The 13,651-nt window shown below is 69.9% G+C and carries 9 protein-coding genes and 4 tRNA genes; 7 read left to right on the forward strand and 6 right to left on the reverse strand.

Annotation, left to right across the window (positions count from 1 at the left end; translation table 11 throughout):
- Positions 1–2,008, reverse strand: a 2,008-nt coding sequence (locus tag AB0I23_RS14180; protein WP_359109489.1) for a DEAD/DEAH box helicase, incomplete at its 3' end; no start/stop codon positions are given.
- A gap of 929 nt (positions 2,009–2,937) precedes the next feature.
- On the reverse strand, positions 2,938–3,288 hold the full coding sequence (locus tag AB0I23_RS14185; RefSeq protein WP_359109490.1) for a metallopeptidase family protein: 351 nt from the start codon (positions 3,286–3,288) through the stop codon (positions 2,938–2,940).
- A 468-nt stretch (positions 3,289–3,756) separates the two neighbouring features.
- Between AB0I23_RS14185 and AB0I23_RS14190 the strand changes: the two genes are divergently transcribed.
- The 4 genes from AB0I23_RS14190 (at position 3,757) to AB0I23_RS14205 (ending at position 5,743) form a co-directional block, all read left to right on the forward strand.
- Positions 3,757–5,280 (forward strand): metallophosphoesterase family protein, encoded by a 1,524-nt coding sequence (locus tag AB0I23_RS14190; protein WP_359109649.1) that lies wholly within the window; start codon positions 3,757–3,759, stop codon positions 5,278–5,280.
- A 178-nt stretch (positions 5,281–5,458) separates the two neighbouring features.
- Positions 5,459–5,531, forward strand: a tRNA-Glu gene (locus AB0I23_RS14195).
- Between the two features lie 38 nt (positions 5,532–5,569).
- A tRNA-Asp gene (locus AB0I23_RS14200) sits at positions 5,570–5,644 on the forward strand.
- Positions 5,645–5,666: 22 nt separating this feature from the next.
- Positions 5,667–5,743, forward strand: a tRNA-Phe gene (locus tag AB0I23_RS14205).
- A gap of 38 nt (positions 5,744–5,781) precedes the next feature.
- On the opposite strand, the gene AB0I23_RS14210 is transcribed toward AB0I23_RS14205, so the two are convergent.
- From AB0I23_RS14210 to AB0I23_RS14220, 3 genes are all read right to left on the reverse strand, one after another.
- Complete coding sequence (locus AB0I23_RS14210; protein WP_359109491.1) at positions 5,782–6,630, reverse strand: cytochrome c biogenesis CcdA family protein; 849 nt, start codon at positions 6,628–6,630, stop codon at positions 5,782–5,784.
- Positions 6,627–7,439 carry a DsbA family protein gene (locus tag AB0I23_RS14215; protein WP_359109493.1) on the reverse strand — a complete coding sequence of 271 codons (813 nt, stop codon included), beginning with the start codon at positions 7,437–7,439 and terminating at the stop codon, positions 6,627–6,629. The genes AB0I23_RS14210 and AB0I23_RS14215 overlap by 4 nt, the downstream gene beginning before the upstream one ends.
- A gap of 62 nt (positions 7,440–7,501) precedes the next feature.
- Positions 7,502–7,855, reverse strand: coding sequence for a hypothetical protein (locus AB0I23_RS14220; RefSeq protein ID WP_359109494.1), 354 nt, complete (start codon positions 7,853–7,855; stop codon positions 7,502–7,504).
- A 153-nt stretch (positions 7,856–8,008) separates the two neighbouring features.
- Here AB0I23_RS14220 and hrpA point away from each other — a divergent pair, with 153 nt between their 5' ends.
- The 3 genes from hrpA to AB0I23_RS14235 all read left to right on the forward strand — a co-directional run bounded on the left by hrpA (position 8,009) and on the right by AB0I23_RS14235 (position 12,675).
- Positions 8,009–11,968 carry an ATP-dependent RNA helicase HrpA gene (gene hrpA / locus AB0I23_RS14225; RefSeq protein ID WP_359109495.1) on the forward strand — a complete coding sequence of 1,320 codons (3,960 nt, stop codon included), beginning with the start codon at positions 8,009–8,011 and terminating at the stop codon, positions 11,966–11,968.
- A gap of 115 nt (positions 11,969–12,083) precedes the next feature.
- Positions 12,084–12,158: transfer RNA gene (locus AB0I23_RS14230), tRNA-Asp, on the forward strand.
- A gap of 139 nt (positions 12,159–12,297) precedes the next feature.
- On the forward strand, positions 12,298–12,675 hold the full coding sequence (locus AB0I23_RS14235; RefSeq protein ID WP_359109496.1) for a DUF6274 family protein: 378 nt from the start codon (positions 12,298–12,300) through the stop codon (positions 12,673–12,675).
- Positions 12,676–13,057: 382 nt separating this feature from the next.
- Here AB0I23_RS14235 and bldC read toward each other — a convergent pair whose 3' ends face one another.
- A complete protein-coding gene (gene bldC, locus AB0I23_RS14240) occupies positions 13,058–13,264 on the reverse strand; it encodes a developmental transcriptional regulator BldC (RefSeq protein ID WP_003949541.1) in 207 nt (68 codons plus the stop codon).
- Positions 13,265–13,651 lie beyond the last annotated feature (387 nt).

Raw genomic sequence — 13,651 nt, forward strand, 5'->3', positions numbered from 1 at the left:
CGCGGTTGAAGGACGGACGGTCGTTGTCACGGCGGAAACCACCCGACGGGCGGTCGTCACGACGCTGGAAACCACCACGGTCACCACCGCGGTCGTCACGACGGTCGCGGTTGAACGACGGGCGGTCGTTGTCGCGGTTGAAGGACGGACGGTCGTTGTCACGGCGGAAACCACCCGACGGGCGGTCGTCACGACGCTGGAAACCACCACGGTCACCACCGCGGTCGCCGCCGCGGTCACGGTTGAACGACGGACGGTCGTTGTCACGACGGAAACCACCCGACGAACGGTCGTCACGACGCTGGAAACCACCACGGTCACCACCGCGGTCGCCGCCGCGGTACCCACCGCGGTCGCCGCCCCGGTCGTCCCGGCGGTCGCCACCGCGGTTGTCGCGGCGGTCGAAGTTGCCGCGGTCGTCGCGACGGTCGTCGCGCTCGCGCGCCGTGGGCTGCTCCGGTACGGAGACGGCGGCCTCGATCGCGGCCTCCGCCTCGGCGGCGACCTCGGCGACTGCTGCCTCGGGGTCGTCGCCCCGCTCGCGCGCGGCACGGGCGACCAGGCGGTCGGCCTCCTCACGGAGCTCACCGGCGCGGCGCTGGACGCGCTCCAGCTGCTTGGTCAGGTCGGCGACCTCGCGCTCCGCCTGCTTGGCGGCGTTGTTCGCGGAGTCGGCCTGGACCTCGGTCAGCGAACGGGCGCCGGTGATCTCGGCGACCTCCGGGTCGAAGGCGCCCGCGCCGCCGACGATGTGGCGCGAGGCGTCGACGCCCGCGTCCTCCATCAGGCGGAAGATCTGGCGACGCTGGTGGGGCAGCGCCAGGGAGACGACGACACCGGACTTGCCGGCACGGGCGGTACGGCCCGAACGGTGCAGGTAGTCCTTGTGGTCACCGGCGGGGTCCACGTTCAGCACCAGGTCGATGCCGTCGACGTGGATACCGCGGGCGGCGACGTCGGTCGCGACGAGCGCGTTGACGTAACCGTCCTTGAAGTCGGCGAGCACGCGGGTACGGGCACCCTGCGTCATGCCGCCGTGCAGCGCGTCCGCCTTCACGCCCGCCTCGACGAGCTGCTCGGCGATGCGGTCGGCGCCCAGCTGGGTGCGGACGAAGATGATCGTGCGGCCCTTGCGGGCGGCGATGGCGGAGGTGACCGGCGCCTTGTCCTTCGGCTTCACGACGAGGACGTGGTGCGTCATGGTCGTGACGTTGCCCTGGGCGCTGTCGACCTCGTGGCTCACCGGGTTGCTCAGGTAGCGCTTGACCAGCGTGCCGATCTCGTTCTCCATGGTGGCGGAGAAGAGCATGCGCTGACCGCCGACCGGAACCTGGTCGAGCAGCTCGGTGACCTCGGGCAGGAAGCCCAGGTCGGACATCTGGTCGGCCTCGTCGAGGACGGCGACCTGGACGTTCTCCAGGGAGCAGGCGCCCCGGTTGATGATGTCGCGCAGTCGGCCCGGGGTGGCGACGAGGACGTCGACACCGCGCTCCAGCGCGTAGATCTGGTTGCCCATCGACGTACCGCCGCAGACGACCTTCATCTTCAGGCCGAGCACGTCCCCGTAGGGCTGCAGCGCATCCGCGACCTGCATCGCGAGCTCACGGGTCGGGGTGAGGATGACCGCGCGGGGCTTCTTCTTCTCGGTGTGACCGCCGGCCAGCGTGGCCAGGGTCGGCAGACCGAAGGAGAGCGTCTTGCCGGAGCCGGTACGGCCGCGGCCCAGGATGTCCTTGCCGGCCAGCGCGTCCGGAATGGTCGCGGCCTGGATCGGGAAGGGCGCGGTCACACCGTTCTGCGCGAGCTTGCGGACGATGCCCTCGGGCAGGCCCAGGTCGGCGAAGGTGATGGTCGGCTCGGCGTCGGTGGTGGCGTCGGTGAAGTCGACGGACTCGGCCGTCTCGACCGTCTCGGACACCTCGGCGGCCTCGGCCACTACGGCCTCGGCTTCGGTGACAATCTCGTCGTTCTCGGGCATGACGGTGTTGTCAGAGTTGAAATTGGACATGCGAAATGCGAAACCTTCCGGAGTCTCGGCACGCGCCCATAACTCCGTGATTCGCAATTTCGACCGCCTCAATGCGGTCCAGCCACGGCAAGGGAGAGTACGCGCCACACGGCGCTCTTCTGTGTCGGCGCCGGGCAATGGGATCAAACGATCTGCCACCATACGCACTCTCACCCACATTGCGCAAACCACACGCTCCGGCGCACCCGCTACACCGGCCCCACCTGCGGCGATACCTCGGGAGTCCGAAGCGCCTCCACGCCGGCCGCCGCACTCATCGCGTTGCTGCGGAGCTGAGCGGCCGGAGACGCGGAGGGCACCGGAGGCGGACCCGAGGGTTCCGGATCGGGTGAGCCCGACGGCTCCGGGGTGACCGGCGCGGACGGCCCGGAGGTCCCCGACGGATCCGCGGACGGCCCCGGCTGCTGCGACCCCCCGCCTCCCGGCGGGGACGGCACCGGCAGATGCCCGCCCCGGGTCGGCAACGGAGCACCGGACCCCACGCCCGCGTGCGTGCCACCGGGTCCGGCCGGGGCACCCGCCGACGCACGCGGGCTCGGCGATTCGGCGGCCTCCCGGTCGGAGTGTGCCTGCGCGCCACCCCCGGTACGGGCCCGTCCGGTACCCGCCGCCGTGGAGCCGTCCGGTTCGTTCGACGAGCCCCTGTGCTCGGCAGACCTCGACGGGGCCGGCTTCTCGCCGTCGCCGCTGATGCTCATGCAGCCGGTGGACGCGGCAATCGTCACTGCGGTGACGGCTGCCCATCGGGCAGGGGCGGGCAACTGGCGCACGGGGGCACCTCCGGGAGGCGGGGACGAAGAAGGGCGGGAACGGACGGGAGGGGACGCTGTGTCCAACTCCCGTTCCCCCGAATGGGACACGCCCCGCGCGTCACCGGCCCCTTCGCCGCCCGCTCTCCCCCGGCGCACTCAGCCGTAACCGAGCGCGTGAAGCCGCTCGTCGTCGATGCCGAAGTGGTGGGCGATCTCATGAACGACCGTGATTTCCGTCTCGGCCACCACGTCCTCGCGCGACTCGCACATCCGCAGCGTCGGCCCGCGGTAGATCGTGATCCGGTCCGGCAGCACGCCGGCGTACCACTCGCCGCGATCGGTCAGTGGCGTGCCCTCGTACAGCCCGAGCAGCTCCGGATCGCCGGGCTCCGGTTCGTCCTCGACAAACACCGCGACGTTGTCCATCAGCCGCGTCAGCTCCGGCGGAATCCGGTCCAGGGCCTCGGCGACCAGTTCCTCGAACTCTTCGCGCGTCATCTCCAGCACACCGTCATTGTCACGTACCGTTCCTGGGCGGTGGGCAGGAGTGAGTCCCGGCTCACCGGTACGCCCCGAACGGTCCTGGGCGCACTGGTCCGCTTTCGCGTCCCGGTCGGCGACGCACATCCCGTATACGGTCCGTCCCGGGCGGGCGGAATCCCTACGACCCGGCCATATGGGTGTGGCCGGAGACGACGGGGAGACCCCGAACCATCACTCCGGTGACACGGGGGCCCCGACTGCTGACGCCACACCCGGCGTCCCGGAGCGCACCGAGAACGCTACGCACACCCCGCCAGGCATAACCCCCAGCTCGTCGCGCCGTTCACCCCATCGTGCCCACGTTCGCCACAACGATGTGCTTGCCCAGCAGCTGTGAACCCCCGCCCGACCGGCCCCGGACCGCCACCCCCGCTCTGCCCACCATCCCGCGCCCCCCGCATGGCCGCCCCCGAACCCGGGCATACGCGCCCCATGGCCCGCGACCCGTTCCGCGCCGCAGTCGCCCGCATCCGCCACCACCACCGCTCCCGCCCCACCGCACCCAGCAGCACCCTCGCCGCCACACCGCACCCCTGTGGGCGCGCGCTGGGTCTGATCGCCGTGGTCGTGTTCGGTGCCTGGCTGGGGCTGCTGGTCGTCGGCAGTGTCCGTACGCCCGTCGGCCCCATGGACACCACGATGGCCCTGCGCCCCTCCCTCAGCGGCGGCACGAAGATCAATGTGGCCCCGCTCGGCGCCCTGGAACTGGACTCCCACATCGCCCCGGTCCGCCTCGACGTCCAGGTCGACCGGCTGGACCCGGTGCGCTCCGGGGCCCTGGTCCAGCACCCCGAGCGGCTCTCCGGACTCCAGCAGGAGATCACCGCGGACGTCTCCACCGGCACCCGCGAGCTCGCCGTACGCTCCTGCGTCGCCGTCGTCTCCGGTGCGACCGCGCTCGGTCTCGCCGTCTACCGCCGCCCGCGTCGCGCGCTGGCCGCCGGTGGTCTCGCACTCGCACTGCTGGCCGCGTCGGGGGTCAGCGCGTACGCCACCTGGAATCCGGAGTCCGTCCTGGAACCCAGGTTCTCCGGGCTGCTCTCCAGCGCCCCCTCGGTGGTCGGCGACGCCCGCTCGATCGTCACCGACTTCGACGTCTACCAACGGGAACTTGCCCGGCTGGTGACCAATGTGACCAGGCTGTACGACGCCACATCGACCCTCCCCGTCTACCGCCCGGACCCCGCCACCCTCCGTGTCCTGCACATCTCCGACATCCACCTCAACCCCGCGGCCTGGCAGATCATCGGCTCACTGGTCGAGCAGTACGACATCGACGTGATCATCGACTCGGGCGACACGATGGACCACGGCGCCGCCGTCGAGAACGGCTTCCTGGACCCGATCCGCGACCTGGGCGCGCCCTACGTCTGGGTCCGCGGCAACCACGACTCCCGGATCACCCAGCGGTATCTGGAGCGGTTCACGAACGTGCATGTGCTGGACGACGGCCGGGCCGTGGACGTCGGCGGACTGCGGGTGGCGGGCATCGGGGACCCCCAGTTCACCCCTGACCGCTCGCTCCCCGCCCAGGGAGCGGCCGCCGAGCGGATGGCGGGCATGCGACTCGCCTCCGCGCTCCGCAGCCAGGAACAGGCCGGCACCCCCGTCGACATCGCCGTCGCCCATGAACCGGAAGCGGCCCGCGAGACGGACGGCACGGTGCCGCTGGTCCTCGCCGGCCATGTGCACCACCGGCAGAACGAACTGATGGCACTCGGCACCCGGCTCAAGGTCGAAGGCTCCACGGGCGGCGGCGGCCTGCGCGCCGTACAGAACAGGAAGCCGGAGAAGGTGCGCGCCTCGGTGCTCTACCTGGACCGCGCGACTCGCCGTCTGCAGGCCTGGGACGAGATCACGCTCGGCGGGCTCGGCCTGGCAACGGCCGAGGTCAGCCGCCATTTGCCGGAGGGGAACCCACCCGGAGCGACCCCTTCGCCTATTCGGTTTGGCTGACACCGAAACGCCGTAGTACAGTCTCCGACGTGCCCAAGGGCGCCGGTCAGGACTTGACCGTTCCGAGACCCCAGAGGTCGAAGAAGAAGCGGAACCTCTTGGGGGGAAGCGGAGTCACATGCTTCTCACGTCCTCTTCGGGGGGCGATAGACGCAGAAGTAGCGACACCAGCAGTTCTGCCCTCATCGTCTAGTGGCCCAGGACGCCGCCCTTTCAAGGCGGTAGCACGGGTTCGAATCCCGTTGGGGGCACGCACCACCTTGTGCGACACTTAGTCGCACAACAGCTTGGTCCTGTGGAGCAGTTTGGAGTGCTCGCCACCCTGTCAAGGTGGAGGCCGCGGGTTCAAATCCCGTCAGGACCGCTGCAGCTCGTAAGCGCTGCGTGGCTGGGTAGCTCAGTTGGTACGAGCGATCGCCTGAAAAGCGATAGGTCGCCGGTTCGATCCCGGCCCCAGCCACCACCCGAAAGCCCCGTCCGCCGGACGGGGCTTTCGCCGTGTCAGGCCTCCTCCCGCTCCGCAGAGTTCGCATCCCGGCGGCGCCGGGCCCGCACCCCGAGCACCAGCAGCACCACTGCCACCACCGCCACCAGCGCGGCCGCGTCCGGCACCTGCTCGCCGATCCGCTGCGCCCACTGCTCGACGGCGAACGAATCGTCCACGTCCAGCAGTCCGGGCAGCGCCGTCGTCCCGTCGAAAGCCAGGAACAGTGCGCCCAGCCCGATGAAGAACAACCCCGACAGCGCAGTGGTGGTGTGCAGTTCGAAGGGGCCGAGCCGAAAAGCGCGGCCGCGCAGCCAGGCGCGGCGCCCGAGGTCGAAGCGCTCCCAGACCAGCGCCAGCAGGAACAGCGGGACCGCCATGCCCAGGGCGTAGACGGCGAGCAGCAGTCCGCCGTAGACCGGGCTGCCGCTGACAGCCGCCACCGTCAGGACGCCGCCGAGGATCGGTCCGGCGCAGAACCCGGCCAGCCCGTAGACGGCGCCGAGGGCGTAGACGGACAGGGCGGTCGTCGGCCGGATCCGCCCGCTGAGGGCCGTGATCCGGCGCGAGGCGAAGCCGAGGCCCACGATCTGGGCCACTCCGAGCGCGATGATCAGCCAGCCGGCGCCGAGGACCAGCTGGTCGCGGTGGCTGTAGAAGAGCCGTCCGGCGTACGAGCCCGCGGCGCCGAGCGGCACGAGGGTGGTGGCCAGACCCACGTAGAAGATGCCGGTCCTGGCCAGCAGTCGCGAGGCCGAGTCGATGGAGTAGGCGAAGAAGGCGGGCAGCAACAGGGCGCTGCAGGGGCTGACCAGGGCCAGCAGCCCGCCGAGGAAAGCAGCGAAGTAGCCGATGTCCGGCGTCACTTGTCGGCGCCCCCGGAGGAGTCACCGGAGCCCTTGGAGCCGTTCGCGTCCTTGGTGTCCTTGGCGTCCTTGGTGTTGGCCGCCTTGTCGGCCGCCGCCTGGATGACCTGCTCGAAGACCTCCACCGGCTGCGCTCCGGCCAGCGGGCGGCCGTTGATCAGGAAGGACGGGGTGGAGCTCGCGCCGATCCCGTACCCCTCCGCCTGGTCCTTGCTCACCGCGCCGGAAGCTGCCGCACCGTCCGCGTCGCGTACGAACCGGCCGAGGTCCCGCACCCCCGCCTCCCGGGCGAGCGCCTTCAGCCGGTCCTTGCCGAAGCCCTTCTCCTTGGCCCCTTCGGTGTAGGCGGCGGCGTGGAACTGCCAGAAGCGGCCCTGCTGCCCGGCGGCCCAGGCGGCCCGCGCGACGGCCTCGGATTCTGCGCCGAAGATCGGGAAGTTGCGCCACTCGATGCGCAGGGTGCCGTTGTCGACGTACTTCTTCACCAGGGCGGGTTCGGCGTCCCGGGCGAACTTGCCGCAGTAGCCGCACTTGAAGTCGGCGTACTCGATGAGGACCACGGGCGCGTCGACCCGGCCCTGCGCGAGCCCGTCGCCGGGGTCGCGGCGGGCCAGCCTCGCCAGTTCCGGGAAGACGCCGGCGTCCGGGTCGGCCGTGACATCGCCGGCCGCGGTCGAGGAGGAGGAGCCGGAGTGGTCGGCGGGGGCGGTGGCGCGGTAGGAGACGAAGCCGAGCAGCGCGGCGGCGAGGACGACACCGGTGCCGTAGAGCAGCGGCTTCCTGGACGAGGAGGTTCTGGGCGTGGGCATGGCGAGACTCCGTGCTCGTGGTGCGGGAGGGGAAAGGGGGACAACCGGGTGACGGGCACCCCCTAAACCCGCAGTACGGAGAGTTCCACCGGGGAGGGCGTGGCGGGCTCCGGCCCACGGAGCCCGACGCGCACGCGCGGCTTCTCGGGCCCCCGCCCGGGAACAGCGCTCAGCCCCCACTCGGCGAGACCGGGCGCCTGGTCGTGCGCGGCACCGGCCCGGACCGGGACGCCGGGCTCGGTGCCGTCGTGCTTCATGCCGTTGCCGCAGCCGGGCACGCTCAGGCCATCGGCGGCCGCGGCGGCGCCGGATTCCCCGGACGCGGTCGCCGCCGTCACCGCCGTGGCGGGCCCGCAGAACAGCCCCAGCGCGACCGCGAGCACCGCCACCAGGCAGCACCACTGCGTACGGGACACGGGCGACGGCCTTTCCACTGCGGTACGAAGATCAGTTGCCCGAAATGGTACGTGCTGTGATCAGAGGCCGCCCCGCAGTCACCGCGACCGTGACGCAGACCGCGCGAAATAGGTTCGCCGTTCCTCGGGCCCGGGTGCGATCCTGGGAGCCGTATGTCTACTTCCTTTGCCGATCTCCAGTCCCAGCTCGGGGACGTCTCGCTCCGCGACGCGCACCGGCTCGGCCGCCGCCTCGAAGGCGCACGCCGGATCCGTAAACCCGAGGCCCGGCAGGCCGTGCTGGACGAGATCGCCGGCCAGGCCTGGAAGGCAGCCGAGCGGCTCGCGGGGCGCGCCGAGCGGATGCCCGCTCTCTCGTACCCGGAAGAGCTTCCGGTCAGCCAGAAGAGGGACGAGATCCTGGAGGCGATACGCGACCACCAGGTCGTGATCGTCGCCGGTGAGACCGGCTCCGGCAAGACCACGCAGATCCCGAAGATCTGCATGGAGCTGGGGCGCGGCGTCCGGGGCATGATCGGGCACACCCAGCCGCGCCGGATCGCGGCCCGTACGGTCGCCGAGCGCGTCGCCGACGAGCTGAAGACCCCGCTCGGCGAGGCGGTCGGCTGGAAGGTCCGCTTCACCGACCAGGTGAACCCGGACGCGACGTATCTGAAGCTGATGACGGACGGCATCCTGCTGGCCGAGATCCAGACGGACCGCGAACTGCTCGCGTACGACACGATCATCATCGACGAGGCCCACGAGCGGTCGCTGAACATCGACTTCCTGCTGGGCTATCTGGCCCGGCTGCTGCCCAAGCGCCCCGATCTGAAGGTCGTCATCACCTCGGCGACCATCGACCCGGAGCGCTTCGCCCGGCACTTCGGCGATGCGCCGATCGTCGAGGTCAGCGGGCGTACGTATCCGGTCGAGGTGCGCTATCGGCCGCTCCTGGAGGAAGAGGGCGAGGACTCCGACCGCGACCAGATCACCGCGATCTGCGACGCCGTCGACGAGCTCCAGGCGGAGGGCCCCGGCGACGTGCTGGTCTTCCTCTCCGGCGAGCGCGAGATCCGCGACACCGCGGACGCCCTGAACAAGAAGAACCTCCGCCACACCGAGGTGCTCCCCCTCTACGCGCGCCTGTCGCACGCCGAGCAGCACCGGGTGTTCCAGCGCCACACCGGCCGCAGGATCGTTCTGGCGACGAACGTCGCCGAGACCTCGCTGACCGTCCCCGGTATCAAGTACGTGATCGACCCTGGCAACGCCCGCATCTCCCGCTACAGCCATCGCACCAAGGTCCAGCGGCTGCCGATCGAGCGGATCTCGCAGGCCAGCGCCAACCAGCGCAAGGGCCGCTGCGGCCGTACGTCGGACGGCATCTGCATCCGGCTGTACTCCGAGGACGACTTCCTGACCCGCCCGGAGTTCACGGACGCGGAGATCCTCCGTACGAATCTGGCGTCCGTCATCCTCCAGATGACCGCGGCCGGCCTCGGCGACATCGAGAAGTTCCCCTTCATCGACCCGCCGGACCACCGCAACATCCGCGACGGTGTGCAGCTGCTCCAGGAGCTCGGCGCTCTTGACCTGGAGGACAAGTCCCCCCAGGAGGGGAAGAAGGGGCAACGGCTGACGCCGCTGGGGCGCAAGCTCTCGCAGCTGCCCGTCGACCCGCGCCTCGCCCGCATGGTCATCGAGGCCGACCGCAACGGCTGCACGCGCGAGGTCATGGTGATCGCTGCCGCGCTCTCCATCCAGGACCCGCGCGAGCGGCCCTCGGACAACCAGACGCAGGCCGATCAGCAGCACGCCCGCTTCAAGGACGAGACGTCGGACTTCCTGGCGTTCCTGAATCTGTGGCGGTACATCCGCGAGCAGCAGAAGGAGCGTGGCTCGTCCAGCTTCCGCCGGATGTGCAAGCAGGAGTATCTGAACTTCCTGCGCATCCGCGAATGGCAGGACATCTATGCGCAGCTGCGTACGGTCGCCAAGCAGATGGGTATGCATCTCGAGGAGCCCTCGGCGGACCTGGCCGCGCCGGAGCAGGCGGTGCACACCTCGCTGCTGGCCGGGCTGCTGTCGCACATCGGACTGAAGGACACCGAGAAGAACGAGTACCTGGGCGCGCGCAGCGCCAAGTTCGCGGTCTTCCCAGGGTCGGCGCTCTTCAAGAAGCAGCCGCGGTTCGTGATGTCGGCCGAACTGGTCGAGACGTCCCGGCTGTGGGCGCGGGTCAATGCCAGGGTCGAGCCGGAGTGGATCGAACCGCTGGCCCAGCATCTGCTGAAGCGCACCTACAGCGAGCCGCACTGGGAGAAGGACCAGGCGGCGGTGATGGCCTACGAGCGGGTCACGCTGTACGGCGTACCGATCGTCGCCCAGCGCAAGATCAATTTCGGCCGTATCGACGCCGAGACATCCCGCGATCTCTTCATCCGGAACGCACTGGTCGAGGGCGACTGGCGGACCCACCACCAGTTCTTCCATGACAACCGCAAACTCCTCGGCGAGGTGGAGGAGTTGGAGCACCGGGCGCGCCGCCGCGACATCCTCGTGGACGACGAGACCCTCTTCGACTTCTACGACCAGCGGATCCCGGAGCATGTCGTCTCCGGCGCGCACTTCGACTCCTGGTGGAAGCACAAGCGCCGCGACGAGCCGGACGCGCTCGACTTCGAGCGCTCGATGCTCATCAACGAGAAGGCCGGGGCCGTCACCAAGGACGACTACCCGGACTCCTGGCGGCAGGGGAAGCTCAAGTTCAAGGTGACGTACCAGTTCGAGCCCGGCGCGGACGCGGACGGTGTGACCGTCCATGTCCCGCTCCAGGTGCTCAACCAGGTCACCGCCGAGGGCTTCGACTGGCAGATCCCCGGCCTGCGCGAGGAAGTGGTCACCGAGCTGATCCGCTCCCTGCCCAAGCCGATCCGCCGGCACTACGTCCCCGCGCCGAACTACGCGGGCACGTTCCTGGACCGGGCGGTGCCCCTGCAGGAGCCGTTGCCGGTCACACTCGCGCGTGAGCTCCAGCGGATGGTCGGGGTGCCGGTCTCCGCCGACGACTTCGGTCTCTCCCGGATCCCGGACCACCTCAAGATCACGTTCCGGATCGTCGACGAGCGGCGCCGCAGGGTGGCCGAGGACAAGGACCTGGAAGCGCTGAAGCTCCAGCTGCGCCCCAAGGCCCGTCAGGCCCTCTCCGAGGCCGCTGCGGCGACTGCGGGCCCCTCGGGCGAGTCCATCGAGCGTTCGGGGCTCACGGGCTGGACGATCGGCACGCTGGACCGGGTCTTCGAGACCCGCCGGGCCGGCCAGCCGGTCAAGGCGTACCCGGCCCTGGTCGACCAGGAGGGAGCCGCGGCAGGCACCGTGGCCGTACGGCTCTTCGACACCGAGGCCGAGCAGCAGCAGGCGATGTGGCGCGGCACCCGGAAGCTGATCCTGCTGAACATCCCGGTGAACCCGGCGAAGTTCGCCTCGGACAAGCTGACGAACCAGCAGAAGCTTGCTCTGTCCCGCAATCCGCACGGCTCCATCCAGGCGCTGTTCGAGGACTGCGCGACCGCGGCCGCGGACCGGCTGATCGGCGCCCACGGCGGGCCGGCCTGGGACGAGGAGTCGTTCCGGAAGCTGTACGACAAGGTCCGCGCCGACCTCGTCGCGCTGACCGAGCACACCGTCGCCCAGGTGCAGCAGGTGCTGGCCGCCTGGCAGTCCTGCGAGCGGCGCCTGAAGGCCACCAACAGCCTGGTCCTGGTCAACAACGTCACCGATGTACGGAACCAGCTCGCGGCCCTCGTACCGCCCGGCTTCGTCACGAAGACCGGGCTGCGCAGGCTGCCCGATCTGATGCGCTACCTGGTCGCCGCGGACCGCCGGCTCCAGCAGATGCCGACGGCCGTCCAGCGCGACACCACGCGCATGGAGAAGGTCCACGAGATGCAGGACGAGTACGCCTGGCTGCTCGAACAGATGCCGCGGGGCAGGCCCGTTCCGCAGGAGGTCCTGGAGATCCGCTGGATGATCGAGGAGCTCCGGGTCAGCTATTTCGCGCACGCCCTGGGCACCGCGTATCCCGTCTCGGACAAGCGGATCGTGAAGGCGATCGACGCCGCGGCTCCGTGACCGGGGCACTGCCGGGGGTGTGATGGAGCCATCACCAGGAGTGAAGTCGACCGGAGCGGCCAAACTCCTGTACAGTCTGGTTTCGCAGCCAGCCGCAAGGCAGCCGCGAAAACCTGGTCCTGTGGAGCAGTTTGGAGTGCTCGCCACCCTGTCAAGGTGGAGGCCGCGGGTTCAAATCCCGTCAGGACCGCAGTAACGAAAGCCCGGATCCTTCTGGATCCGGGCTTTCGCGTGTCTTGACTCCGGCAACTGCCGACGGGTACTCAGACAGCAGGGGCCGCCCCTGTTCCTCGGCGCGGGGCGGCGCGGTCCACCGGGAGGTGGCGCGGATGGCGGCGTCCACGGGGAGGCACGAGACACGCGCGCTGCTGCGCGCCCATCTGGCGGCCGCTTCCGGCTATCGGCATCTCACCCGGCACTGCCCGATCTGCCATCGACTCCTGGCGCTCGCCCTGGAGCCCGTGACGGCCTCCCCGGCCACCCCGCCCACCGAACCACCCGCGCTGCCCGGCGGGGCTCCAGCGGCCGTTCAGGAGGCCGCGACGTTCGCCGCCCTCGTGGCCGCCCCCGAAGAACAGAGACGCGCCGAGAGGGCCGAGGACGAAAGCCCTGCCGCCACGCGACCAATGGCGAGGACATCCACCTCCCGGCAGTGGCAGGCTCGACCTTGGCAAGACCTGGACGATGTGACGGGTGTCACTGAATGAGTTTTGAGAAAGGGTGACTTTACACCCTTCCTACAACTGGCGAATTTAATATGTGCAATTGCACCCTCCGATGGATGCTTCCGCGGGGAGGCCGAAGGGCGGCCCATGGGCCCCGGGCGACCTCCCGGAGGACCCGCCCGTCAGGGTCGGATGCGCCCGCACAGCACTCCGCGCGAAGCCGGCGTCCCGGTCGGCCGCCCGCTCCGCGGGCACAAAAAAGATCGCGCTGGACCCGGCGGAGTCCAGCGCGATCGAACGACGTACCCCTATTGCACAGGTATGGCGCCCGTTGGGGCAGGCGCCCGTCGTGTGGAGCTATGGGTGGGCGAACGCGGGTTGGGGGACCCGGGCAGCCCGGTTGTGGCGCGGCGACAGGGGTGTGTCAGGCCTCGCTGCGCTGCTGCGGAATACCCGCAAGCAGTGCGCGGACCTCTGCCTCGCGGTACCGGCGATGTCCACCGAGCGTGCGGATGGACGTGAGCTTGCCTGCCTTGGCCCAACGGGTGACCGTCTTCGGGTCCACGCGGAACATCGTGGCAACCTCAGCCGGGGTCAGCAGCGGCTCGGCATCAGGGGTGCGAGCGGTCATGAGCGGCCTCCTCGGGAGAACCGAACCATCTCGGTTCTTTCCTCTAAATTCTGCACCTTGACCCGCGTTGCCCGAAATGGCGGACGCGGGCCGAGTCGGTTATAGGACGAACGGCTTGTCCTCGGCACTACAACTACACCATCCGCCCAGCCACGTCGGCCAAACCGATGGAATTGCCCTCCCAGGTGTTCATCAGCGACGGAAGCCGATGGACCATGCCATAGCGGACAGTCACACCACCGTGACGATCAGTCACAGAGCGATCAGGAGTCGTCAGACCCCCCATAGCGTGCAATGCTGAGCATTCCGCCCACACTTGGACGGATGGAGCCCCCTCCGGACTCCTTGTCCTATTTTGGCACGAGGAGTAGGGAAGGGCGCAAGGGC

The organism is Streptomyces atratus (assembly GCF_040655115.1).
GTDB lineage: Bacteria > Actinomycetota > Actinomycetes > Streptomycetales > Streptomycetaceae > Streptomyces > Streptomyces atratus_D.